Raw genomic sequence first — 24,018 nt, forward strand, 5'->3', positions numbered from 1 at the left:
AACTATACCTTCTCGACTTCCGGTCGCCCGAGGATGCCGGACGGCTTGAAGATCAGCACGATGGCCAGGATCGAGAACGTCGCGACGTCCTTGTAGTCGATCGTGAAATAGGCCGACCAGAGCGACTCGATCAGGCCGATCAGCAGCCCGCCGATCACCGCACCGGGAAGGGAGCCGATCCCGCCCAGAACCGCGGCCGTGAAGGCCTTGACGCCGGGCACGAAACCGTCGGTGAAGACGATCACGCCATAATACATCAGATACATCGTACCGGCGACGGCAGCGAGGGCGGCACCCATGACGAAGGTGATGGAAATGGTGCGGTCGACGTCGATACCGAGCAGCGCGGCCATCTTGCGATCCTGTTCGGTGGCGCGCTGGGCGCGGCCGAGTGCCGTCTTGTTGACGACGTACCAGAATATCGCCAGCAGGCTGACCGTCAGGATCATGATGAGGATCTGCTTCAGCGAAACAGAAATCCCGAAGACGTTGTAGACGGACGAGACCAGCGGCGGGATCGGCTTGTTGCGCGGACCCTGGGTAACCTGGATGAAGTTCGACAGCGTGATCGACATGCCGATGGCGGTGATCAACGGCGCCAGCCGGAAGGAGCCGCGCAGCGGCCGGTAGGCCAGCTTTTCGATCGTCCAGTTCCACAGCGACGCCGTCAGCATGGCCGCCGCCATCATCACCAGCAGCAACAGCACGACCGGCAGGCCGACGAAGACGCTGGTGAGGATGAGGAACAGGATGAGCGCCGCGAAGCCGCCGAGCATGAAAATATCGCCGTGGGCGAAGTTGATCATGCCGATAATGCCATAAACCATGGTGTAGCCGATGGCTATCAACCCATAGATAGACCCCAGAGTCAGCCCGTTGATGAGCTGCTGCACAAAGTATTCCATATATCTTTCCCCTGGATGCGATCCTGTCGGTCGCATCTCTTGTTTTTTGAGCCCTTGGCGAGCCCTGATGAACGGATTCCATACTGTTTTCCGATCAAAAGGAAAGCCTAAAATGGCGCCCTTGCGAACTTCTGGCGTTTTTTGGTGAAATTGGCGATTGTCGCGCGGAAAAACATGAAGAAGCCGCGTCCACGGTAATGGCGCGGAGGAATCTCCGTGAATGCTTCAACGCATGCCGTCTCTGGCGGCATGCGGGGCAACAGCGGCTTAACCTGCCTGGATCGCCAAGCACCAAGCCGCAGCGCAACCATTGCGGTTGGAATGCAATCATGGATATAAGCTCGCGGAATCTGGCCGGCGTCCGATCCGTCCGGCGCCTTTCCCAGCATTGTACCGACCGTCCGTCGAGGAGCAGAAGCAGGCATGTCGCTTACCCATCTCCAGCGCCTCGAAGCTGAGGCCATACACGTTTTCCGAGAAGTCGCCGCGAGCTTTGCGAAGCCGGTGATGCTCTATTCGATCGGCAAGGATTCGTCGGTCATGCTCCGCCTGGCGATGAAGGCCTTCTATCCGGCAAAGCCGCCCTTTCCGCTGCTGCATGTCGACACGACCTGGAAATTCCGCGAGATGATCGCCTTTCGCGACCGCACCGCAGCCGAACTCGGCCTCGACCTGCTCGTCCACGTCAACAAGGACGGCCTCGAGCAGCGAATCAATCCGTTCACGCATGGTCCCGGCATCCATACGCATGTCATGAAGACGCTGGCATTGCGCCAGGCGCTCGACAAGTTCGGTTTCGACGCCGCCTTCGGAGGCGCCCGGCGCGATGAGGAGAAGGCCCGCGCCAAGGAGCGCATCTTCTCGTTCCGGACCGCACAGCATGCCTGGGATCCGAAGAACCAGCGGCCCGAGATGTGGAAGACGTACAACACCCGCGTTGCGCCGGGCGAATCGATCCGCGTCTTCCCGCTGTCGAACTGGACCGAACTCGACGTCTGGCAATACATCCTCAAGGAGGAAATCCCGATCGTGCCGCTCTATTTTGCGGCAAAGCGCCCGGTGGTGCGGCGTGACGGTCAACTGATCGTCGTCGACGATTCGCGCATGACACTGGCGGACGGCGAACGGATCGAGGAGCGGCTCGTCCGATTCCGCACCCTCGGCTGCTACCCGCTGACCGCGGCCATCGAATCGGATGCGGCGACCGTGCCCGATATCGTTCGCGAGATGCTGACGGCAAGGACCTCCGAACGTCAGGGGCGCCTGATCGATACGGACGAGGTCGGCTCGATGGAAAGGAAGAAGCGCGAGGGATATTTCTGATGAACGCTGCCGCCTCCACCACCACGGCAAGGGCGCCGGACAGTCCCGCAGCACAGGAAGAGCAGTCGCTGCTACGCTTCTTCACCTGCGGATCGGTCGACGACGGCAAGTCGACGCTGATCGGCCGACTGCTCTACGATACCCGGTTGATCCTCGAGGACCAATTCGCCGCCCTCGAACGCGACAGCGCCCGGCACGGAACGACCGGCGGAGACATCGATTTCGCGCTTCTGCTCGACGGGCTCGAAGCCGAGCGCGAGCAGGGTATCACCATCGACGTCGCCTACCGCCACTTCGCCACCAACCGGCGCCGCTTCATCGTCGCCGATACGCCCGGCCACGAGGAATACACCCGCAACATGGCGACCGGCGCCTCGACGGCCGATCTCGCAGTCGTCCTGGTCGACGCCCGCCAGGGCATTCTCACACAAACTCGCCGCCACGCCTTCATCGCCTCGCTGCTCGGCGTCCGCCACGTCGTCCTCGCCGTCAACAAGGTCGACCTGGTGGACTTCGCGCAGGCGACGTTCGACGCGATTGCACACGAATTCCATTCGTTCGCGAAGGATTTCTGCTTCGAGACGATCGTCGAAATTCCGATGTCGGCGCGTTACGGCGACAATGTAACGACCTCATCCGATCGCACCCCATGGTATTCCGGTCCCACGTTGCTCGAACACCTGGAGACGGTTCCGGTGACCGAGCGTGACGGTCCGTTCCGGCTTCCGGTGCAGTTCGTCAGCCGGCCGAACGCCGACTTCCGCGGCTATGCAGGCCAGATCGCCGCCGGACGCATCGCCGTCGGCGACGCAATCGTCGCCGCGAGATCCGGCCGCACCTCGACTGTGCGGTCGATCGTGACCGCCGATGGCAATCTGCAGAGCGCAAGCGCCGGCCAGGCCGTCACGGTCGTGCTCTCGGACGAGATCGACGTGTCCCGCGGCGACATTCTGGCCGCTCCGGCCGAGCGCCCCCACCGCGCCGATCAGTTCATGGCCCATGTCATCTGGTTCAGCCCTGAGCCGATGCTGCCGGGCCGAAGCTACGTGCTCCGCACCGAGGTCGACAGCGTCGGCGCGACCGTGACGGCGCTGAAATACCAGATCGACATCAACAATTTCTCGCACGAGGCAGCCAAATCCCTGCACATGAACGAGGTCGGCGTCTGCAACGTCTCGACGCAGGCTCCGGTCGTCTTTGACAGCTACAGGGAAAACCGCAGCACCGGCAACTTCGTGCTGATCGACCGCTTCACCAATGCCACCGTCGGCGCCGGCATGATCGATTATCCGCTCCACCGGGCCGCAAACATCCAGTGGCAGGCACTCGACATCGACAGGAACGCCCGCGCGACGCTGAAGCATCAGCGGCCCGCGGTGATCTGGCTGACCGGCCTTTCCGGCGCCGGCAAGTCGACGATCGCCAACACGCTGGAAAAGCTGCTGCATGCCGGAGGTCGCCACACTTACGTGCTCGATGGCGACAATGTCCGCCATGGGCTCAATCGCGACCTCGGCTTCACCGCCGAGGATCGCGTCGAAAACATCCGCCGGATCGCCGAAGTGGCGCGACTGATGGCGGACGCCGGCCTGATCGTGATCGTCTCGGCCATTTCGCCGTTCGGCTCGGAACGACGCATGGCCCGCGATCTGTTCGACCCCGGTGATTTCGTCGAGGTGTTCGTCGACACCCCGCTGGAGGAATGCGTCAGGCGCGATCCCAAGGGGCTTTACAGGAAGGCGCTGGCAGGCGAACTGACGAACTTCACCGGCGTGGATTCCCCCTATGAGCGGCCGGAAACGCCGGAACTTCACCTGCGGACCGGGGGCCATGACCCGGCCGAGCTCGCCGGGCAGATCGAGGCCTACCTGCTCCGCCGCTAATTTAAGAAAAAGCTCTGATCCGGACTTGCGGCCGGGAACATTCCCCCGCAGGACGGAGCGGTGCGCCCCAGGGCGCAGAGCCCCTTGCCTGACCGCGTGCGATCGGGTTGAAGCATGCCTATCGAAACTCACCGGGGACCGCCGTGATGACCTTGCCCGCCAACCTGCTGGATACCCTCGAAGATGCGGCGATCGAAGCTGGCAAGGCGATCATGGCGGTCTACGAGTCCGGACCGACCGTCAGTTTCAAGGACGATCGGTCGCCGGTGACCGAGGCTGACGAACGCGCCGAAGCGGTCATCCTGACCCGCCTTGCGGCCGCTTTCCCGGGCGTCCCGGTCGTCGCCGAGGAATCGGTGGCGGCGGGGCGCGTACCGGATATCGGCGATGGCCGTTTCTTCCTGGTCGATCCCCTCGACGGCACGCGCGAGTTCATCGACGGGCGCAAGGAGTTCACCGTCAACATCGCGCTGATCGAAGCAGGCGTGCCGATTGCCGGCGTGGTTTACGCACCGGCGTTGGGGGTCGCCTTTTCGGGAGCGAATGGCCACGCCGAGAAGCTGCGCCTCGGGGCGGACTTTACGATCCTGGACCGGCGCACGATCGGTTGCCGGGCCAGGCCTGCCGATGTGACCGCCGTTGTCAGCCGCTCGCATGGCGACCCGCTGACCGATGACTTCCTCGACCAGAACAGCATCATCCAGCGCACGACCGTGGGCTCGTCATTGAAGTTCTGCCTTCTTGCCGAGGGCCTGGCGGACGTCTATCCGCGGTTCGGCCGCACGATGGAATGGGACACCGCGGCGGGCGACGCGGTGCTGCGCGCCGCCGGCGGCCGCGTGACCCGGCCGGACGGGACACCTCTCATCTATGGCAAGACCGGTCAGCCGCACGACAGCGATTTCGCCAATCAGGCGTTCATCGCGTGGGGATACCAACCCTGAGCGGCACTGACGATAAAACGGGCCGGGCCATGAAAAGACCAGAAACAGGCTGCAGCATCGAAACGGTTCGGCGGTAGAAGCGGTGACCGCCCGGAGGCAGGCGGTTGGCCGATGAACTTGTAACGACATATCAGCTCGAATAAACTGCAATCGATCAGGCAGTTGCTAAACCTTTCAGCTCAGCAGCGAGAGTGTTGATGAAGACGGAACCTGATCCCCCAAGCAGACAAGCCGCGTCCGGCGAACAGTCCAAGGGCAGCAATCTGCTGGACATGCCGAAGGCTCGCATGCTGCGACGCGCGGAACGGCAGAAGCAGCGGCTGATGCGCGAAGCGTCAGAAACCGCTCGCGCAAAGACCAAGCCGGATCCCTTCGATGAAGACGACGAGCTGTCGCCGGCACAGCGCCGGGCCGATGAGGAGTTTTCGGTCAGATCGATCTTCGAGATGCCCAAACTTGCGCCCAAGAAGCGCAAGATAGCCTGGACTGCGATATCGTTCTTTCTCGCCGTCATCGTCCCGACCGTCCTCACCGGGCTCTATTTCGCCTTCGTCGCCAGCCCGCAATACGAGGTTGAGGCGCAATTTGCGGTGCGGGGTGCAAACCAGAGTTCGCTCAGCGCCCTTGGCCTCGGCAGCCTCATGGGCACCACGGTCGAGGCGGGTGACTCCTACATCGTGGCCAATTACATCCATTCGCAGCAAATCCTCCAGGACATGAAGGAGCAGGCGGAACTCGACGTCAGGAAGTTTTACGCCCGCGACGACGTCGACTTCGTCTACAAGACCGATGCGCACACGCCACTCGACCAGTTCGTCTCGTACTGGCGGGACATGGTGAATGTCAGCTTCAATTCGACGACCGGCAACGTGACGCTGCAGGTCTACGCCTTCACGCCGGAAGACGCCAAGGCGATCACCGATGCGGTCCTGCTGGTCTCGGAAAATCTCGTCAATCGGCTGTCCGATGAATCGCGCAATCAGTATCTCGACGTCGTCAACAAGCAGGTCGAGCGCGCTGAAAACCGCCTTGCCAGTGTGCGCGAGCAGTTGTCGCAGCTGCGCCAGACCGAGCAGGCGGTCGACCCGGCCACGCTGGCCAAGATGGAATCGACGATCATTGAATCGATCGAGCAGGAACTGGCCTCCGTGCGCACCCGCTACAAGGCGCTGGTGAACACCGTCAGTCGTGACGCCCCCTCCGCCAGGGTCCTCGAGCGCCAGATCGTCGCCCTGGAGGCGCAGCTGGTCGAACAGAAGGCGCGCGTCGGGAGCGGCGTGACGGAGAAACCCGGGAGCGCCGACGCGACCCATACCGTCAGCGACGTCATCGACAAGTTCTCGCAGCTGATGATCGAGCAGGAGTTCGCGGTGAAGGCGTACTCCACCTCGCTCGCCGGCCTGGAGACCGCAATGGTGGAGGCGCAGAAGCAGGAACGGTTTTTTGCCACCTACGTTGCTCCCCGCATCCCCGAAATCGCGATCTACCCGAAGCGGATCCTGAACACGATGCTCGGATTCCTGGCGTTCTTTGCCGCGTGGCTCGTCGGTTTCTTTGTTTACAAGTCGATTAAGGACCACGCGATCTGAACCGCGCCCGGCACGACGCCTGATCATAGGTGCACTGCCATGTATCTGACGGAAAAGAGCTTTCGATATGCTCTGAAAGAGAACGCACGCGTCGTTGCCGCGTTGATCGTGCGCAGCGGCGTGACGCGCTTCGGTGAAAGCCGGATCGGCTACCTGTGGACCCTGGCCGAGCCGGCAATCTATGTCGGCATGTTCCTGTCGCTGCACACCTTCGTCCGGCAAAACCTTCCGTTCGGCGACAGTGCCATGCTGTTCTTCCTGACCGGGGTCATCGGCTTCCGCATGACCAACCTGATTGCCCGCAAGGCGGCGAACGGCCTTTCCCACAACCAGCCGATGCTGTCCTATCCGCTGGTCAAGCCGCTCGACACGATCGTGGCCGCCTTCGTGCTGGAGGCGATCATCTGGGTGATCATCTGCTCGCTATTTCTCTTCTTCATGTATGCCGCACTGGAGCGCACGATCATCGTCTATCCGCTGGAATTTGCCGCCAGCCTCATGGCGATCGCCTATTTCGCGTTCTCGTTTGCCGTGTTCAATGCCACCTTCGGCACCCTCGTGCCGATGTGGGCGAAGATCCTCGGCTTCAGCAACATGGCGCTGATGCTGTCCTCGGGGGTCGTGTTCGTTCCCTCGCAGCTTCCGCCCGCCGTGCTGGCGATCGTCTGGTGGAACCCGTTCCTGCATTGCGTCGAATGGTTCCGCTCCTCGACCTATCTCGACTATGTCAGCGTTCTGGACCGCCGATACCTTCTGTCCGTAGCGACTGCTTTCCTGGTCGTCGGCCTGACGCTCGAGCGGGTCTATCGGAACAGGATCCTCAGCGAATGATTGTGTTCGACAACGTCAGCAAGGTGTTCAAGAATCCCCGCGGCGGCGGCAGGAAGGTGGTCCTCGATCGCTTTTCAGGCGCTTTCCGGCCGGGGCTCAACGTCGGCATCCTTGGACGAAACGGCGCCGGCAAGACGACGCTGATGAACCTGATGTCCGGCCTCGACACGCCGACCAGCGGCCGCATCTATCGCGAGGGCAGGATTTCCTGGCCCCTCGGCTTCAGGGGGGGGCGTGCACTCCCGCTTGACCGGCGCGCAGAACACCCGCTTCATCGCCGACATCTACGGCAAGGATCGCGAGGAGGTCCTCGAGTTCGTCAGGGATTTCTCCGAGCTCGGATCCTATCTCGACATGCCGGTCCGCACCTACTCGGCCGGCATGCGGGCGCGCCTTTCCTTCGGCATCTGCATGGCGATCGACTTCGAGTACTATCTCATCGACGAGTCGATTGCGGTCGGCGACACCAATTTCAAGAAGAAGAGCAAGCGGGTGTTCGAAGAGCGGCGCGAGAACGCCACCCTCCTGCTCGTGTCCCACTCCCCCGCCCTGTTGCGCGCCTTCTGCCACGTCGGCGGCGTGATCAAGGACGGCAGGATCACCTTCTATGACGACATCCAGGATGCGATCCAGGCGCATGAGGACAATCTGGCCCGCGGCCACTAGCATCCTGAACGGGGACAAAATCCGTCGGTCGCCCGTTGGTGCTGAACCAGCAGCATTGCTCCCGCCCTCGGCTCAGCCCGCCGCCTGCTGCCGAGATTAAAGTTGGAGTATCAACGCCATAGCCAGAGCTTCCGGTTTCCAGCCACAGCGCCGGAACCGCCGGTTTGCGTCCTCCCCCCGTCGCCCGGTCATTTTCCGAGCACCCTTTTCGTCCCCGCCCCGCACGCCAACCCTATCCTGACGGCACGGCAACGGCGTCGATGGACGGCGCCGGCCGCCACGCTGGATCAGGAGACGATCATGCAGGAGCAGACGACCCGCCTTGGCCTTCCATACATCCTGCCCTCGCAGGCGCAGAAGCATGTCCCCCACAACGAGGCGCTGGACGCCCTGGATGCGATGGTCCAGCTGGTCCTCGCAGGCATCGCCAACGATCCGCCGCCGGCACCGGCCGAAGGGGCCTGTTACGGCGTCGATGCGGCGCCGACTGGCGCCTGGAGCACCATGGCGGGCAGTGTGGCGCAGTGGCGCGATGGCGGCTGGCGGTTCGTCCGACCACAGGAAGGCTGGCTCGCCTGGTGCGTGACCGAGCAGCGCCTGCACGTCCACGACGGGGCGCACTGGCAGCGCTTCGCCCATATCGGCGCACTGCCGGCGCTGGGCATCAATGCAACGGCAGACGACGCCAATCGCCTGGCTGTCGCAGCGCCCGCCAGCCTCTTTACACATACGGGGTCCGACCATCGGCTGAAAATCAACAAGGCCGGAGCGGGCGACACCGCGACCCTGCTCTTCCAGTCGGACTGGGTCGGCCAGGCGGAAATGGGCCTTGCCGGCAGCAACGCCTTCGCCATCAAGGTGGCAGACGCCGGCGGCGCCTGGCACACCGCCCTGAGCATCGGCGCGACCGGCCATGTCGCCACCCCGTTGCGGCCGGCGGCGAGAGCCTGGCGCCAGGGCATCATGGTGCCGCCGGCGAGCAGCCTGACCGGCTTCACGAGCACCGAGTTTTCGACCGGCGGCCTTGTGCTCGGCACTGCGGTTCCCGGCGGTTCGGGCAATCGCCTCGTCGCTCCCGTCACCGCGCACTATCTCGTCGTCCTCAGCGTGCTGCCGACCACCACGGCGGCGTTCCAGGTCGATGTCGTGATCAACGGCACCAGGACCGCGTTCGGCACCGCGCAGCAGTCCGGCGCGCCGGCCGGTCGCAAGGTCTGCGTGAGCGGCGTGGTTCCGATCGCCCAGAACGACTGGATCGCCCTGCGGCACGAGGGCAGCGCAAGCCTCGACTTCGGGTTCGACAAGACCGAACTGTTCGTGGTGGCGCTGACCTGACGATTGCTTTCGCAGCCGACCTATGGCGGTTTCGGCCATGAACTGCATGGGACCAAACGGAAGGCAGGTCGCGCATGTCCTTATGCGCGATCTCCTTTGGCTCAGGGCCGTGTTGATTGCGCGAAGCAGACCGTGACTAGGTGTGCCCCGCTGTCAGGCGCGGGGGACCTCGGGCTTTGCCGCTCGGGTGGCAGCGCTGGCGCTCAACACGCGCGCCGGCGGCCTGCCCTGCTCGCCCCGCCCCCGGCCGACTGCCTCCAGGAGCCTGTCGCGCAACGCCCGGATCGCGACCTCCATGCCTTCATAGGCGTAGAAATCTCCAGGTTGCAGGCATCGCTCATGCAGCCACGACAGGTAGCGGCTGCGGACTTTCGCCGGCGCAACCTTCTTGCAGTTCCAGAAACCGTCGAGCTCGATCCCCTTGTTGACGCAGAAGGCGAGGTCCGGATGCCGGTAGATGGCCTGTCCCATCACCGCCAGCGGCGTGCCATGATGAATGGCAACGAGCCCGGAGGTGCTGTTAATCGTCACCACGCCGGCCGCGTTCCGGGTCAGAAGCCCAAGCGAACCGCCGTCGATGATGTGCACGCGGTCGGCGACGTCGTTCAGCTTGCTGACCTGCTCGATGAACTGACGGTCGCGGCTGTGTCCCCGTTCCAACGGATGGATCTTGAAGACGAGCTGGTGGCTTGCCGGCGCGCTTCGCGCGAAGGAAACGATCGATTTGAGGATCAGCCTCTGGCTGTTCCAGCTGCCGGCGGCCAGTCCCAGCTGGCTGTCGTCGTGGACCTGCAGCGGAATCAGGAAATACTTCCGTTCGTGATGCTCGAGCAGATACTCGACGCAGCGATAGTTGGCGCTGAGATTGCGGAATTTCCGGTAGTAGTTCTTGATCCAGTAGAACGCCTCCGAAACGAGCGTCCGCTTCTGCTTGTGGAAGAGCTTCCGCTCGCTCGCGGTGGAAAAGAGATTGCGCAGCGAGAAATAGAGGAAGGCGTAGGTGGCCATGGCGCTGAAGGAAGACGGGTAGGCCACGCCCTTGCGGCGATCGGCGTAACGGCCCGAATAGCTCCTCGGCGGCAACTTGCCGGCAAGGGGCGAACGCCAGTTGTTGCCGCCGAATTCGAGCGTGATGTTGCCCGGGCGCAGGTAGCCCTCTTCCAGGCAGATCACCGGCACCCCCAACCTTTCGCAGCAGGCGATCGCAACCCGGTGCACCTGTCGCTCGCAGCCGAACAGGACGACGAAATCGAAGCCGTGCGCACTCAGCATTTCCGCGAGCCAGGCGTCCCAGCCCTCGGCTGTTCCCGAAAAGTTCAAGGTCTTGCCGCGCTGTGCGAACAGCCGGTCGCCGATATTGAAGCATACGCGCCAGGCATCGAAACCGCTTTCGTTGAGGAGCGCCTGCGCCATGCGGAAGAACGGTCCGACCGGCCCCTGCAACAGCAGCACGCGAGGCGCACTCTTCGACGGGAACAGCTCGCGCTTGCGGCGGAGATTGAGGAAGATCAGGCGCGACTGTTTGCGTCCGGGCGCCCGGCCCTCATGCGGGCGGCTGTCGTTCGGCTGATTGGTCGAATGGCGTTCGTTCGACATCATGATTCAGCTTTGCGAGGGGCCACGCTAGATTAATTAGCATATGCAGCTGTGCTAAATTGATCAAACCGATCGCGTTGAATTATTGTTGCAGCGCCGCGACTTTGTTTACGCAGGAGATGCGCAGGCGACGCTTCCGGCAGGCATTGCCGGCCAGCAGACCAGCTCAGCCGAGCCGGCGATCGCGCAACCGCACGGCGATCCTGTTTGCCGCCCGCGCCAGATGCGCGAACGCCCGGTCGGCGGCTGGCGCCGGATCTGACCGCCCCTCCGCGATCTCGCGGACCAGATCCTCCGGCCGGCACGGCATTCCGCTTCGGGGGTGAACATAGAACGGATAGAGGATCAGGGTTGCGGCCACCAGCATCGCAACGTCGATCCGCCTGGTGCGCCTGTCGATCGGGTGGCGATCGTCGGTGAGCCCCCACCCGGCGTAGAACGGCATGCCGTGAACCCCGACCGCCTTGCCGCGGATCAGCGCCTCGAACCCGGCCAGCGAGGTCATTGTTTCCACCCGGTCGGCCCAGGCGATCCAGTGCATGATGTCCCCGTCGCGCACGATCTTGTCGGCCGCTTCGGGATGACGGCCGCCGGAACGCAGGCCGGCCACCACGTCCGGATGCACCTTGTAGGCGATGTAGGCCGTCGGGTAGAGGCGTCGCACCGCGGCGACCAGTTCCGCGTTCGTCTTGACTATCGGCGAGCCGAAGCGGATCGAGGCGTCCTTCTCCACCTGCCCCGGCACCAGGATCCGCATCCGCCCGTCGGGAGGCTGCGGCAGCGTCGCCGCCGATCCGACATTATACTTGGAGACCCCGCGCGCGATGATCAACTGGCGCAGCGCCTCGGCGCGCCGGAGCAGTTCCGCATCGAACTGCGTCTCGGCGATGATCGCCTCGAGCCCGCTCGGGCTGCGCGCATCATAGTAGGCGGCCTGTCCATCGAGCGCGATCGACGACGGCATGACCAGCGACACGCCGAGACCTTTCGAGCGGATGAAGCCGTCCTCGACGCGCAACGCCGGGACGCCGTCTGGCATCGGCTTGTCCGAACCCCAGACCGCTACGGTGCCGCCGATCCGGGCCGCGCGGCGGACCGCAGCGTCGAGGCTTCCGGCGTGGAGTGCGACACCCCGCATTCCGACCAGGAACGGCGCGACGGCCTTGCGCTTCCACGGAGACATGCCGGCGGTGACGATCCGCCCCGGCAGCCGGGAACGCTGGTCGCGCACCGTGATCGCCTGCTCGATCGCCCGTTCGATCGTGCATTCGCTGCGGTCGTGGAGATCCAGGTAGCGGGCGTAACGGATGTAGGCTGCGTGGAATATCGCCTCGACGCTGGCCGGCGCGCGCGGCGCCGGTGTGGCGGCGTGGTCGTTGGTCACGCCGCGACCGGAAAAATAGGCGACGCCGAAGCAATGGACGGGCTTTTCCGCCATCAGCGCCTCGAACCCGAGATGGCTCGAGACCGTATAGACCGCATCCGCATCCTCCAGCAGCGGCCAGGGGTTCATCGGCCTCGGCACGACGATCTCGATGCCGAGCCGTCGGGCCGCCTGCCTCAGCAGGCTCCGCTCTCCCGCCGCCGGATGCGTCCGCACGACGATCGCCTTGCCGGCATGGTGGCCGGCCGCATGCTCGAGCATCGCCGCAAAGGCGCTCTCGTCGGTGAGCGCTCCGGCGATCGAGGCGTCGCCGGCGACCTGGTCGACAAGCAGCACGTATGGCCGCCCGCCGGGAATTCCCCCCTCCCGCAGCCCGAGGATCGCTCCATTGTTGTACTTCGACAGCCGCGCCTGCCGGATTGTCGAGATCAGCCGCCGCGCACGCTCCAGGTCCGGCGCTTCGCCCCGTGCCTGCTCGATCAGGCTCTGCAGACGGCTTTGGCCCGTCGCATCGAAATAGATTCCGTCCTCATCGACGACAAAGGAATGCGCCGGTTCGTCCGGCCCCGGTGCATAGCTTTTGATGAAGCCGTCTTCGATGAGAATGACCGGCTTGCCGGTGAGGGCCGAGAGCGCGTCGGCGCGACGCGCCGAGGGCCTGCGGCCCCAGCCGACGAAGCCGTCGATGCGGCCCGGACGGGCCAATGGCCAGAGCACGATGTTGGCGTCGAGCAGCCGTGCCAGGTCGGCCCTGATCCGCCACAGGCCGGCGGAGGTGACGGCATAGGTCTTAGGCTTTCCCGTGCCCACCATGCTCACGCTCCCGGTACCGCAGGCGCATGCCGATGAGGGACCGGCTGCCTGCAAGTCGAAAGGACGTCAACCCGATGCCGTTTCTGCAACAGCTGCAGCATTCCGGGCAAGTTTTACGGCAACAGGGATCTGAAGCAGGACGCGCGAATCCGTTTTCACGCCATCCGCTCCCCGACGCCCTGCTCGAAGCCTGCTGAAACTATACCTTTTCAATCCGTTCAGAAAGTCTGGACGGTTCGGGTGGCACTGGTCACGGGTGCGAGCGTGCCCGTGATGATCGAGACGAAGCGCGAGAAATCGGTGGCCGGATGACGCGACAGGTAGATCACGTCGCGGTTGCGGACCGGGAAGGACTGGGCGACGATGAAGCTCTGCGGGTCGCCGAGATCCAGCCGGTAGATGATCGGATAACGTCCCTGCCCATCCGACGTCATGCCCTTGGCGAGCAGGTCGCGGAAGCGTTTGTCGCCGACCACATGGCGGTAGACGCTCTCGTTCTCGTAGCGGAAGATGAAATAGCCCTTGGGATCGGCGGTCGTCAGGTTGCCGCCGCCGGCGAGCGCGGCCGCCTCGATCAGGCTGAGGCTGCTCGTATTGAACGGAACCTTGCCGACCCGTTCCGTCTGCCCCAGCGCCGAGAAGGTCTGCGGGTCGTGCGTCACGTAGATCTGGTCCGCCGGCCTGACGAAGACGTCTTCCTTCGGATTGTCGACGATCGTCTGCAGCAGCACCGTTCCCTGGCGGCCGCCGCGCTTCAGGGTGACATAGGTGTCGTAGGGCGCCTTGGTGGCGCCGCCGGCCCGGGCGAGAATCTCGCTCAGGTGTTCGGCGTTCAGGCCGAGCGGGATCATCCCGGCCTTGTTGACCTCACCCTGAACGGCGACGTTGCGCGATTCGTTGCCGGCCAGCGTGACGATCGCGTCCGGCTCGACGGCCTTCGACTTGAGGGCGTCCACGATCGTGGTCCGGGCGGTCGCGAGCGTCATGCCGGCAAATCGCACCGCACCGACATAGGGGATCTGCCCATGGCCGTCCGGCTGCACGACGACCGGGATCGTCGTGGACTTGCGGTCCGTGGTGGAGAATAGCCCGTCCGGGCCCGCCTCGAAGATCGTCACCTCGAGCCGGTCGCCGACACCGATGACCGGCGCGCCACCGGCGCTGCCGAAGCCGAAAGTCCTTGCAAGGCTGGGGGTGCCGTGCGTCGTCACGCCGTTGGCGACCCGCTGGTCTATGGTGACCACATCGAAGATCGTCCTGGTCTGCGGGATCCGGTAGGCCCCGTCCGCAGCACCCGCTTCGACCACCCGTCGGGTGAGGGGTCCGTCGCTGGGCACGCAGCTGGCAAGGGTCAATAGCGCCGCGCCCGTTGCGAAGCGCATCAGGGATCGAGCCAGCCGCCTCGTCCCCGGGATGTCAATGCCTGTGGTCTCGCTCATCGCATTGCAATTCCCTTGGTCGCGCCCCGCTGGAGACGACGCCATCCCGGACACAAGGCCCGCTCGACCAGGTGCATCGATGCAATCCGTCCCCAGAGCGAGCTCCGCCCTACCATGGACCAAATCGGTTGCACATTCCTTACGTCAAGCAAAGCCGATTTCGCGACGGCATCGTAAGGGGGCGCTTTCCAACGATATTTTTCCGAACGAGTGCGGTAAAAAGAGCGCAGTCAACCTTCGGTCACAGTCGTTCGGGCGGACGAATCGCATGCCGGAATGGCAGAATCAGTAGCCGCCGTGCCGACGTCACCTGCCGACCTGGGAAAGGCCCAGGAGGCCTTTGCCGAAACGCCGGAGGGCCCGACGCTTGCGCCGGTGCCGTCAGCTCCGGATCCGCTTGCCGGACGGGTCGTAGAGCGGTGCCAGATGCGACGTGCAGGGCAGGCGTTGTCCGCCGACGTCCAGTTCATAGGCGGCGGACCGCACATAGTCCGCATCGACGCCGGCCCGGTTGCGCACGTAACCAAGGCCGATTGCTTTTCCGATCGTGTGGCCAAAACCGCCGCTCGTCAGCCACCCGGCCCTTTCGCCGTTGCGATAGATCGTCTCGCGGCCGAACAGCACCGTTTCCGGATCGTCCGGCACGAAGCAGACGAGCATCTTCCGCACCCCCTCGGCAAGCTGGCGCTCCACCGCCGCCCGGCCGCGGAAATCGGCTTGCCCACCGGTCTTCACGGCCCAGGCGAGCCCCGCCTCGACCGGAGTATGATCCGGCCCGACGTCCGATCCCCAGGCGCGGTAGGCTTTCTCCAGCCGGCAGGTTTCCAGCGCGCGATAGCCGGCATTCGCCAACTCCTCCGCCCTGCCCGCCTGCATCAGCGCGTCGTAGACGGCCGCGGCGCCGGCGACCGGCAGGTGCAGTTCCCAACCGAGTTCGCCGACATAGGTGATGCGCATGGCCCGCACGGCGAGACCCGCGACGGTGATGTTGCGGACGGTGCCGAAGGGAAAGCCTTCGTTCGACACGTCGTCGTCGGTCAACTTCTGCAGGATGGAGCGGGATCTCGGCCCCATCAGCACCAGCACCGACCAGTCTTCCGTCACATCCTTCAGCGTCGCATCGAGTCCGGCCGGGATGTTGCGTGCGATCCAGTCGAAATCGTGTGTGGCAAAGCCCGTGCCGGTGACGATGTAGTACTCGTCGTCCGCGATCCGCGCCGCCGTCAGGTCGCATTCGATGCCGCCGTGGTCGTTCAGCATCTGCGTGTAGATCACCGAGCCCGGCTTGCGCGCGACATTGTTGGCGGCGATCCAGGACAGCGCCCGCTCGGCGTCCCTGCCCTTGAGCGCGAACTTGGCAAACGAGGTCTGGTCGAAGATCACCGCCCTCTCCCGCACCGCCCGGTGTTCGCGGGCGACGGCGGCGAACCAGTTCGGCCGGCCGAAGGTGTAGACGTCCTGCGGCGTTTCGCCGGCGGAAAGGTCGGCGAACCAGTTCGGCCGTTCCCAGCCGAGCTTCTCGCCGAAACACGCCCCTTGCGCCTTCAGCCGCTCGTAGAGCGGCGAGGTCCGGAAGGGCCGCCCGCTTGAGTGCTCCTCCGAAGGCCAGGCCATGGCGTAGTGCTTGCCGTAGGCCTCGACCGTGCGGCGCCGGATCCAGTCGGCGTCGAAATGCGGCCGGCCGAAGCGGCGGATGTCGACCGGCCACAGATCGAACGGCGGCTCGCCCTTGGTCACCCACTCGGCGAGCGCCATGCCGGCGCCGCCGGCCGATGCAATGCCGAAGGCGTTGAAGCCGGCGCCGATGAAGAAATTGCGCAAGGCCGGCGCCTCGCCGAGGATGAAGTTGCCGTCGGGCGTAAAGCTCTCCGGCCCGTTCAGCAGTTGCCTGACCCCGGCCGTCTGCAGCGCCGGCACGCGGCCGAGCGCCAGCTCCATGATCTGCTCGAAGCGCCCTAGATCGGGATCGAGTAGGCTGTAGTGGAAGCCTTCCGGGATGCCGCTCACCGCCCAGGGGGCGGGATTGGGCTCGTAGCCGCCCATCACCAGGCCACCGACCTCCTCTTTATAATAGGTCAGCCGGTCGGGGTCGCGCAGCGTCGGCAGGTTGGAGGGCACGCCGAACGCCTCGGTGATGAGATACTGGTGCTCCATCGGCACGAGCGGCACGTTGACGCCGAACCGGGCGGCAAAGGCCCGCGTCCACTGGCCGGCGCAGACCACGACCCGCTCGCACTCGATCCGGCCCCGTGCCGTGACGACGGCGCGGATGCGCCCGGCGTCGATCTCGAGATCGGTGACCTCCGTGTCCTCGAAGATCGCCGCCCCCGCCATCGTCGCCCCGCGCGCCAGCGCCTGGGTGATGTCGGAGGGATTGGCCTGGCCGTCGGTCGGCAGGAATGCCGCGCCGACCAGGTCATCGATCGTCATCAGCGGCCAGAGGTCCTGCGCCTGCTTCGGCGTCAGCAGCTCCATCTCCAGGCCGAAGGAGCGCGCGGTCGTGGCTTGCCGCCGGACCTCCGCCCAGCGTTCCTCGTTGCAGGCTAGCCGCAGGCCGCCATTCATCTTCCAGCCCGTCCCGAGGCCCGTCTCGGCCTCGAGCCTCTTGTAGAGATCGACCGAATAGCCGAGCAGCTGGGTGATGTTGGCGCTGGTGCGCAGCTGGCCGACCAGCCCGGCGGCGTGGAACGTCGTTCCCGACGTCAGTTTCTTGCGTTCCAGAAGCACGGTGTCGGTCCAGCCGAGCTTGGCCAGGTGATAGGCGGTCGAACAGCCGATGATGCCGCCGCCGATGACGACGGCCCTGGCGCTGGCCGGAAGTTCCTTCATGCACGCTCCTATGCTTCCAGCTGCTGGAAACGCTCGTAGGCCCGTTCGAAGCGGGCGAGGTTGTCGGCGGTGTAGGCGGCGTAGTCGAAATCGATGGTCGAATGCAGTTCGGAGACCATGCTCCAGAGCGTTTCCCGCAGCAGCGAGGCGCATTTCATCGCCTGGTAGCGCCGCCACAACTCGTCGCGAAGCGGCTGTTCGAAGTAGGCCTCCAGCAGCCACTTCTCCTGGTCTTGCCCGAGTTCGTTGTTGGACGCGAGCCCGCCGAGGTCGAACAGCGGCGTGTTGTAGCCGGCATAATCCCAGTCGATCAGCCAGAGGCGCTCACCGTCGTCGAGGAAGTTGGCGGCGAGCAGGTCGTTGTGGCCGAAGACGATGTCGAACGGTGCGGCGGCCCGCTCCAGTTGCCGCGACCTCCGCAGCAGTCCCTCCAGCCGCCCCGCATGCGGGCTGCCGGCGTCGCCAAGGGTCGCGGCATAGTCCTCGATGACGTGGAAGGCCCAGAAGATCATCGCGCCGCCGCGATAGTGCCGCCCCGTCTCGCGATGGCAGGCCCTGACCAGCGGCACGATCCGTTCGAGGCAGGCGGGCGAGCGGACGTCCTCCGGCGTCAGCGTCCGGCCGCAGATGTGGTCGAGCACGAGCACGCCCGGCTGGTGATGGATCACCGCCGGCGAGATCCCGGCGGCATGGGCCGCGCGGCTCGCGGCAAGCTCGTTCTGGCGGCTGATGTGGTGGACGGGGATGTCGTCGCCGAGCCGGACGACGTAGGACCGGCCTCCGTCCACGACCCGAAAATTGCGATTGGTGATTCCGCCCTTCAGGACGGTCACCTCCGGCGTGCCGTTCCACAGGGGCAGCGAACGGATCATCTCAAGCGCCGCCGGATCCATGCCTGCTCGCCTCCCGGACACACCGCTATGCCTCGGGCGTGTTGCGCCGACGTTCCCGCACCGCTGCAAGCCTGTCAAGACGATTCCACAAAAGCGATCATCGGCATGGTTTTTTGTTGCAAGTTGCGGCAGAATGGCCGGAGGCTGCGCGGCAGTTCTGGCTTTCATGCCCGAAGCGCACTCGCCGCCGATCGCCAGAACCACTACAGCATTCCGCGAACCGGCGCGGACCGGACGACGGCGCGGGGGAGCGGCATGGACATCGCGAACAATCCACCGGTGCTTTCCAACCAGCGCGAGCGCGAGATCCTCGACGAGCTGCGGCTCGCCGGCGGCTCCAGCCGCATCCAGTTCCTGGCCGAGCGGCTGCGGGTCTCCGAGGAAACGATCCGCCGCAACATCCGCACGCTCGAGGCGAACGGCCTCGTCACCAAGGTGCACGGCGGCGTGCACATCGCCGACAGCGTCGGCGAGCAGCCGCTGCATTTCCGCATGAGCGTCAATCCCGAGGCGAAGCGCCTGATCGCCGCCAAGGTAGCGGCCATGGTCAACAACGGCGACAGCCTGTTTCTCGACATCGGCTCGACCACCGCCTTCATCGCCGTCGCCCTGCAGAAGCACCGCGACCTGTTCGTCGTCACCAATTCGCTGTCGGTCGCCCACGCGCTCGCCACCCGCAACAACAACCGCGTCCACATTGCCGGCGGCGAACTGCGGGCGCACGATGCCGGCACCTTCGGGATCGAGGCTCTGACCTACATCGAACGTTTCAACCTGCAGCATGCCATCCTGTCGGTGACGGCGATCAACGCCCGCGCCGGTTTCATGCTGCAGGACATGCAGGAGGCGGACATCTCGCGGGTCGCCGCGCGCCACGCGCAGAACCGCATCATCGTCGCCGACGCGCAGAAATTCGGCCGCTCCGCCCCCATCACCATCGCCCCGCCCGATACCTACGACGTCCTCGTCACCGATGCCGAGCCGCCGGCCGACATCCGCCGCATGCTCGAAGAGAACGGCGTCCGGCTGATGCTGGCCAGCGCCCGCGACGCCTGAGGCTTCCCGGCCAAAAGAGGCAGACGCCACCAGGACCAAGCGGGCACATACAAAAATGCCGCCGTCAGGGCCGGCGTGACTTCGGCACGCTGGCGCTGGACGACGGCATTTCCGGAGCAGTCTTCGTGGACGCTTCTCTTGCGGGTCCCCTCTGGACCACGCCGAACCTGATGCAGAAACCGTGCCAGATCAAACTGCTCCGTTTCAGGACGTCGGCGTGGACGCCAAAGCGGCTGCCGCGAACGGCGCCGCCTAATTCACCGGCAGCGGCGCAGAAATCGCACAGCATTTGTGCAGCGCGGAAAGGACCGGATCGCTTCGCCCCGCGCACGGCAACCTGCTGCGAACAGAAGTTCCGCGGCCGTTCGATAAAACAGAACTCAGCGTTCGCACGCCGCTCTCTTTAAGAGTAAGCTCGTCGGGGTGATATTCCGGTCAACACAGTGCCTCGGCACAACCCAAGCCCGGAGGACAAAGACATGACGATGCAACTGACCGGCATCCATCATCTGACGGCGATCACCGCCCAGGCCGCGGAGAACCTGCGCTTCTACACCCACACGCTCGGCCTCCGTCTCGTCAAGAAGACCGTCAACCAGGACGACACCAGCGCCTATCACCTCTTCTATGCCGATGGCCTGGCCTCCCCCGGCACCGACCTGACCTTCTTCGACTGGCCGGTCGGGCGCGAGCGCCGCGGCACGCACAGCATCGCCCGCACCGGTCTTCGCGTCGGCAGCCTGGAAACGCTGCAGTGGTGGAAGGCCCGGTTCGACGAGTTGAAGGTCCTCGCCGGCGACATACGCGAAGTCGGTGCCCGGCAGACGCTCGATTTCGAGGATGCCGAGGGCCAGCGCTTCCGGCTGACGGTCGACGACAGCGGCGCCCCCTCCAACCCTTGGGAAAGGAGCCCTGTCCCGGCCGAGCACCAGATCAAGGGCCTCGGCCCCATCCTGATCAGCGTGCCCGACCTGCGCCCCACCGAGGCGGTGCTGGTGCAGGTGATGAACATGACCAGGACCTCGACCTATCCCTCGCCGGACGGCGCGGGCGAGGTGCACGTCTTTTCCATGGGCCCCGGCGGGCCGGCGGCGGAACTGCATGTGGCGGTCGAGCCTGACCTGCCGGCCGCCCACCAGGGGGCCGGCGCCGTCCACCACGTCGCCTTCCGCGTCCCCGACGTCGAGGCGCTGCATGCCTGGACGGAGCGGGTCCGCGGCTTCCGCATTCCCTCGAGCGGCGAAGTCGAGCGCTATTATTTCCGCTCGCTGTACTTCCGCGAGCCGAACGGCGTGCTGTTCGAGCTGGCCACCGACGGCCCGGGATTCACGGTCGACGAACCGCTGGAGACGCTCGGCGAAAGCCTGTCGCTGCCGCCCTTCCTGGAGCCGCGCCGCGAGCAGATCGAGGCCCGCCTGAAGCCGCTTGTGTAACAACGCCGATGGCTAGCTTGCGATTGACACGACCAACCCCGGCGGAAACATTTGCCTTCCCGCCGGGGTTTTGTTTGATGGCGTCGGGACGAGACCATCGCGCGTTGCGTCCCGGAACGCCGGCAACAGGAGAATAGAGAGATGACGAAGCTGGTCGCGATTTCGGGAAGCCTGCGCAAGGGCTCGTTCAACACCGCGTTGATGCGGGCGGCGATCGCCATGGCGCCGGACGGCGTCGAGATCATCGAAGGCTCGATCCGCGGCATTCCGCTCTATGATGGCGACGAGGAAGCCGCAAACGGCGTGCCGGAGGCGGCGGCGAAGCTGAAAGACCTCGTGGCAGCCGCAGACGGGGTCATGCTGTTCACGCCCGAGTACAATAACTCCATCCCCGGCGTGCTGAAGAACGCGATCGACTGGATGACCCGCCCGGCCGCCGATATCTCGCGGGTGTTTTCCGACAAGCCCTTCGCCATCGCCGGCGCCTCGCCCGGCAATTTCGGCACAGTCCTGTCGCAGGAAGCCTGGCTGCCGGTGATGCGCACGCTCAGGACCCGCCCCTGGTTCGGCATGAAGCTGATGGTCTCGAAGGCCGGTTCGGTGTTCGACTCCGATGGCCGGATCGTCGACGAGGCGACCGACAAGCGCCTGCGCGACTTCGTCGAAAGCTTCGTCGCCTTCGTCCGGGAACGGCAGAGCTGACGGCCGATAGCGGCAGCGCTACCTATTGGTAGCGCCAGCGCCGCCATCCTTTACCGAACGACCTTCTCCATGAACCGCCGCGCCAGGTCGGCGTCGGCCGGGCCGATGTCGTGCCCGGCCGGCAGCAGCCGGTTGTCGACGCTGGCGCCGGCCTGGCTGAGCTTGGTCTCGAGCGCCGCCGCATATGGACCGTAGGGGTCCGACTGGCCGGTCACCATCAGCACCCGCGCGCCCGACAGGTCGGGCTCGGGGGCATTCTCGAGCACGTTCATCGCCCGCAGCAGCACCGCGTTCCTGATCACGCCGGAGTGCAGCAGCATGGTCGCGCCGATCATGTTGGCCCCATTGGAGTAGCCGAGGAACACGGTTCTGTCGGGATCGAGCCCGTAGGCGGTGTTCGCCTCCTCGATGAAGGCGGCAAGGGCGGCGGCTTCCGAGACGATCTCGTTCTGGTCGAAGGTCGTCGTCGTCAGGCGGCGGAAGAAGCGCGGGTAGCCCTCGTCGGTGCTCCGCCCCCTGAGGCTGAGAAGCGTCGCGTTTGGTGCGACCCGGGCACCGAACGGCAAAAGGCTGGTCTCGTTGCCGCCGGTGCCGTGCAGCAGGACGAGTGCGGTGCCGTCGGCCTGTTCCGGCCGGTGGACGCGGTGGACGAAGGGCAGGTCTCGCTGGGTCATTCTTTCTTCTCCTGGAAGGCCGAACTGCGGCAGCCGCGCCCGCACGTCGTGCGGATCGGTGCGGAAGTGTCGGGGCACGAACAGGGTGCTGCCGAGGGTTTCCGGCATCTCGTCGACCAGCATGCCCGGCCCGTCCGTCGCATATTCCAGCAACGCACCGCCCGGCTCGCGCACATAGAGGGAGTAGAAGTAGGTGCGGTCGTGCATGTTTGTGGCGCCCGCCCGCTCGGCCCGCAGCGCCGCCCCGACCCGTTCGACGGCGGCCCGGTCCGCAGCCCGCAACGCCACGTGGTCGATCGTGCCCGTGCCTGGCGCCGAAGTCCAGAACCCGCCGGCATCGCGAATATCGAGCACGTCCGCCGCCTCGCTTACCAGCCTGCGGATGCCGCCGGCCTCCGCCACCGGTCGGAAACCGAAATGCCGCGCGATGAACTCGGCCGTCGCCTGCGGCTGGTCGCTGAAGATGGTCGCACCCCTTATCCGCCGCACCGCCTCCTCCGCCGGGATGTCCCCCGCCATGCTGGCGGGCGCCGGTAGCGGCCCGGCATCGCCGACGAGCTTGACGATGATCCCGTCGGGGTCCTTCAGTCGCAACACCGGCTCGCCGAACTCCGGCGCCGGGCCGCTCAGCGGCATGTTGAAGGTCAGCGCTCGCGTCAGCCAGAAGCCGATCGCCTCGGGGCGGATCGACAGGGCGATTTCCGCCGGCTGGCCGGTCCCGACGCGCCCCGGCGCCCCGTCCTCCCATGCCAGGAAGGTGAGCAGCGAGCCCGGTGAGCCGACCGCGTCGCCGTAGAACAGGTGCAACTGGTCGGCGTCCTCGAAGCCCGCCGTCCGCTTGACGAGGCGCAGGCCCAGAAAGCCGACGTAGAAATCCACGTTCGCCTGAATCTTGCGGGTGATTGCGGTGATGTGATGAATGCCGCTGGTCATGTCCGATCTCCGTGGACGAACACCCAAGCAGGTATCCGGCGCCCAGGCCAGAGCCGTCGCCATGGACGCTGTGTCCACTGTTTGCGCCGGGCGCGAGGCGCCGTCAAGCCGCGGATAGCAGCGCCGAACATCTCGGCCAAAGGGGTCGGTGATGTCCATTGCCCAACGCGTGGCGATCCACCTACCTGAGGGGAAGATGGTCCGCGAAAGGACCACCGCGACCAATGGAAGGCCGCGGTGGTCCGCTGGGAGATGGTAGTCGTTGCGGGGGTGGAAGGGGGCCGGCGAATACGCCGGCACGCCCGAAATGGAGATCAGGCCGCAGTCAGGTTCTGCGACGCGGCGCGGCGGGCGGCCGCGGCGGGGTCGTTCATGAGCTTGCGGATCGCGGCACGCACCTCGTCCGCCGAATTGAAGCGTTTCGAATCCAGATCCCAGACGTGGTATTTCACGGCGACGAACTTCAGCCGGTCCTGGTCGGGGACGACGACTCCGACGGCTTCGCCGCCGATTTCAATGACTTGCTTTTCCATAATGGCTCCTGCCATGCGGCATGCACGGCCAACATAGTCTTGCGTTTCGATCGAAGTGGAGACGGGGTCACATTCGGCAGGGAGCCGAATACATTTTCTCGAATTTCGTTCCGCGACAGGAGAAAACATCACCAGCGGAGGCGATGTAGGCATTGAGATGCATGTTCACACTCCCTTGGTTAGGCCACACGCGATGATGGCGGTGGAGACAGGCCGGACAGACTTGGTTGCGTGGGCCCTCACGCTGCATGACCAGA

18 protein-coding genes and 1 pseudogene are annotated in these 24,018 nt (G+C 65.2%); 11 read left to right on the forward strand and 8 right to left on the reverse strand.

The genetic code is table 11. The annotated features are described in order from the left end of the window. Window positions 1-2 precede the first annotated feature (2 nt). On the reverse strand, window positions 3-905 hold the full coding sequence (locus tag C7449_RS17500; protein WP_108004187.1) for a branched-chain amino acid ABC transporter permease: 903 nt from the start codon (window positions 903-905) through the stop codon (window positions 3-5). A 423-nt stretch (window positions 906-1,328) separates the two neighbouring features. Here C7449_RS17500 and cysD point away from each other — a divergent pair, with 423 nt between their 5' ends. From cysD to C7449_RS17535, 8 genes and pseudogenes are all read left to right on the forward strand, one after another. Further along, complete coding sequence (gene cysD / locus C7449_RS17505) at window positions 1,329-2,228, forward strand: sulfate adenylyltransferase subunit CysD (RefSeq protein WP_108004188.1); 900 nt, start codon at window positions 1,329-1,331, stop codon at window positions 2,226-2,228. Then, window positions 2,228-4,111, forward strand: a complete 1,884-nt coding sequence (gene cysN, locus C7449_RS17510) for a sulfate adenylyltransferase subunit CysN (protein WP_108004189.1) — start codon at window positions 2,228-2,230, stop codon at window positions 4,109-4,111. Before cysD ends, cysN begins: the two co-directional genes overlap by 1 nt. Window positions 4,112-4,257: 146 nt before the next feature. Next, complete coding sequence (gene cysQ / locus C7449_RS17515) at window positions 4,258-5,055, forward strand: 3'(2'),5'-bisphosphate nucleotidase CysQ (protein ID WP_108004190.1); 798 nt, start codon at window positions 4,258-4,260, stop codon at window positions 5,053-5,055. A 197-nt stretch (window positions 5,056-5,252) separates the two neighbouring features. Next, the gene (locus C7449_RS17520) at window positions 5,253-6,644 is read left to right on the forward strand and encodes a hypothetical protein (RefSeq protein ID WP_108004191.1); all 1,392 of its coding nucleotides are present in this window, start codon (window positions 5,253-5,255) and stop codon (window positions 6,642-6,644) included. Window positions 6,645-6,683: 39 nt separating this feature from the next. Further along, entirely contained in the window at window positions 6,684-7,475 is a 792-nt protein-coding gene (locus tag C7449_RS17525; protein WP_108004192.1) for an ABC transporter permease, read from the forward strand. Next, window positions 7,472-7,615 (forward strand): annotated as a pseudogene (locus C7449_RS22155) (ABC transporter ATP-binding protein); the annotation flags it as partial. The gene C7449_RS17525 and the pseudogene C7449_RS22155, both read left to right, overlap by 4 nt. Before the next feature lie 94 nt (window positions 7,616-7,709). Beyond that, window positions 7,710-8,141, forward strand: coding sequence for an ABC transporter ATP-binding protein (locus tag C7449_RS22160; protein WP_245414436.1), 432 nt, complete (start codon window positions 7,710-7,712; stop codon window positions 8,139-8,141). Between the two features lie 300 nt (window positions 8,142-8,441). Beyond that, window positions 8,442-9,476, forward strand: a complete 1,035-nt coding sequence (locus C7449_RS17535) for a DUF2793 domain-containing protein (RefSeq protein WP_108004193.1) — start codon at window positions 8,442-8,444, stop codon at window positions 9,474-9,476. Between the two features lie 153 nt (window positions 9,477-9,629). On the opposite strand, the gene C7449_RS17540 is transcribed toward C7449_RS17535, so the two are convergent. From C7449_RS17540 to C7449_RS17560, 5 genes are all read right to left on the reverse strand, one after another. Beyond that, complete coding sequence (locus C7449_RS17540; protein ID WP_108004194.1) at window positions 9,630-11,075, reverse strand: capsular polysaccharide export protein, LipB/KpsS family; 1,446 nt, start codon at window positions 11,073-11,075, stop codon at window positions 9,630-9,632. Window positions 11,076-11,238: 163 nt separating this feature from the next. Further along, complete coding sequence (locus C7449_RS17545) at window positions 11,239-13,269, reverse strand: capsular polysaccharide biosynthesis protein (RefSeq protein WP_108004195.1); 2,031 nt, start codon at window positions 13,267-13,269, stop codon at window positions 11,239-11,241. Between the two features lie 218 nt (window positions 13,270-13,487). Continuing rightward, window positions 13,488-14,708 (reverse strand): polysaccharide biosynthesis/export family protein, encoded by a 1,221-nt coding sequence (locus C7449_RS17550; RefSeq protein ID WP_170115927.1) that lies wholly within the window; start codon window positions 14,706-14,708, stop codon window positions 13,488-13,490. 381 nt (window positions 14,709-15,089) lie between these two features. Further along, entirely contained in the window at window positions 15,090-17,537 is a 2,448-nt protein-coding gene (locus C7449_RS17555) for a GcvT family protein (protein WP_108004197.1), read from the reverse strand. An 8-nt stretch (window positions 17,538-17,545) separates the two neighbouring features. Continuing rightward, window positions 17,546-18,430, reverse strand: coding sequence for a phosphotransferase (locus C7449_RS17560; RefSeq protein ID WP_108004198.1), 885 nt, complete (start codon window positions 18,428-18,430; stop codon window positions 17,546-17,548). A gap of 255 nt (window positions 18,431-18,685) precedes the next feature. On the opposite strand from C7449_RS17560, the gene C7449_RS17565 reads away from it, so the two are divergent. The 3 genes from C7449_RS17565 (at window position 18,686) to C7449_RS17575 (ending at window position 21,621) form a co-directional block, all read left to right on the forward strand. After that, complete coding sequence (locus C7449_RS17565) at window positions 18,686-19,486, forward strand: DeoR/GlpR family DNA-binding transcription regulator (protein WP_108004199.1); 801 nt, start codon at window positions 18,686-18,688, stop codon at window positions 19,484-19,486. 479 nt (window positions 19,487-19,965) lie between these two features. Next, window positions 19,966-20,919, forward strand: a complete 954-nt coding sequence (locus C7449_RS17570) for a ring-cleaving dioxygenase (RefSeq protein WP_108004200.1) — start codon at window positions 19,966-19,968, stop codon at window positions 20,917-20,919. A gap of 141 nt (window positions 20,920-21,060) precedes the next feature. Next, window positions 21,061-21,621: an NADPH-dependent FMN reductase gene (locus C7449_RS17575; protein WP_108004201.1), complete on the forward strand. Its 561-nt coding sequence runs from the start codon at window positions 21,061-21,063 to the stop codon at window positions 21,619-21,621. 50 nt (window positions 21,622-21,671) lie between these two features. Here C7449_RS17575 and C7449_RS17580 read toward each other — a convergent pair whose 3' ends face one another. Further along, window positions 21,672-23,228, reverse strand: coding sequence for a VOC family protein (locus tag C7449_RS17580; RefSeq protein WP_108004202.1), 1,557 nt, complete (start codon window positions 23,226-23,228; stop codon window positions 21,672-21,674). A gap of 314 nt (window positions 23,229-23,542) precedes the next feature. Continuing rightward, the gene (locus tag C7449_RS17585) at window positions 23,543-23,761 is read right to left on the reverse strand and encodes a hypothetical protein (RefSeq protein WP_108004203.1); all 219 of its coding nucleotides are present in this window, start codon (window positions 23,759-23,761) and stop codon (window positions 23,543-23,545) included. Window positions 23,762-24,018 lie beyond the last annotated feature (257 nt).

It is taken from the genome of Mycoplana dimorpha, assembly GCF_003046475.1.
In the GTDB taxonomy this organism is placed as follows: Bacteria; Pseudomonadota; Alphaproteobacteria; order Rhizobiales; family Rhizobiaceae; genus Mycoplana; species Mycoplana dimorpha.

Excerpts from the sequence above, each read along its gene's own strand:
- C7449_RS17500 (WP_108004187.1), bottom strand. The coding sequence starts at position 905 with ATGGAATACTTTGTGCAGCAGCTCATCAACGGGCTGACTCTGGGGTCT.
- cysD (WP_108004188.1), top strand. The coding sequence starts at position 1,329 with ATGTCGCTTACCCATCTCCAGCGCCTCGAAGCTGAGGCCATACACGTT.
- cysN (WP_108004189.1), top strand. The coding sequence starts at position 2,228 with ATGAACGCTGCCGCCTCCACCACCACGGCAAGGGCGCCGGACAGTCCC.
- cysQ (WP_108004190.1), top strand. The coding sequence starts at position 4,258 with ATGACCTTGCCCGCCAACCTGCTGGATACCCTCGAAGATGCGGCGATC.
- C7449_RS17520 (WP_108004191.1), top strand. The coding sequence starts at position 5,253 with ATGAAGACGGAACCTGATCCCCCAAGCAGACAAGCCGCGTCCGGCGAA.
- C7449_RS17525 (WP_108004192.1), top strand. The coding sequence starts at position 6,684 with ATGTATCTGACGGAAAAGAGCTTTCGATATGCTCTGAAAGAGAACGCA.
- C7449_RS17535 (WP_108004193.1), top strand. The coding sequence starts at position 8,442 with ATGCAGGAGCAGACGACCCGCCTTGGCCTTCCATACATCCTGCCCTCG.
- C7449_RS17540 (WP_108004194.1), bottom strand. The coding sequence starts at position 11,075 with ATGATGTCGAACGAACGCCATTCGACCAATCAGCCGAACGACAGCCGC.
- C7449_RS17545 (WP_108004195.1), bottom strand. The coding sequence starts at position 13,269 with ATGGTGGGCACGGGAAAGCCTAAGACCTATGCCGTCACCTCCGCCGGC.
- C7449_RS17550 (WP_170115927.1), bottom strand. The coding sequence starts at position 14,708 with ATGAGCGAGACCACAGGCATTGACATCCCGGGGACGAGGCGGCTGGCT.
- C7449_RS17555 (WP_108004197.1), bottom strand. The coding sequence starts at position 17,537 with ATGAAGGAACTTCCGGCCAGCGCCAGGGCCGTCGTCATCGGCGGCGGC.
- C7449_RS17560 (WP_108004198.1), bottom strand. The coding sequence starts at position 18,430 with ATGGATCCGGCGGCGCTTGAGATGATCCGTTCGCTGCCCCTGTGGAAC.
- C7449_RS17565 (WP_108004199.1), top strand. The coding sequence starts at position 18,686 with ATGGACATCGCGAACAATCCACCGGTGCTTTCCAACCAGCGCGAGCGC.
- C7449_RS17570 (WP_108004200.1), top strand. The coding sequence starts at position 19,966 with ATGACGATGCAACTGACCGGCATCCATCATCTGACGGCGATCACCGCC.
- C7449_RS17575 (WP_108004201.1), top strand. The coding sequence starts at position 21,061 with ATGACGAAGCTGGTCGCGATTTCGGGAAGCCTGCGCAAGGGCTCGTTC.
- C7449_RS17580 (WP_108004202.1), bottom strand. The coding sequence starts at position 23,228 with ATGACCAGCGGCATTCATCACATCACCGCAATCACCCGCAAGATTCAG.
- C7449_RS17585 (WP_108004203.1), bottom strand. The coding sequence starts at position 23,761 with ATGGAAAAGCAAGTCATTGAAATCGGCGGCGAAGCCGTCGGAGTCGTC.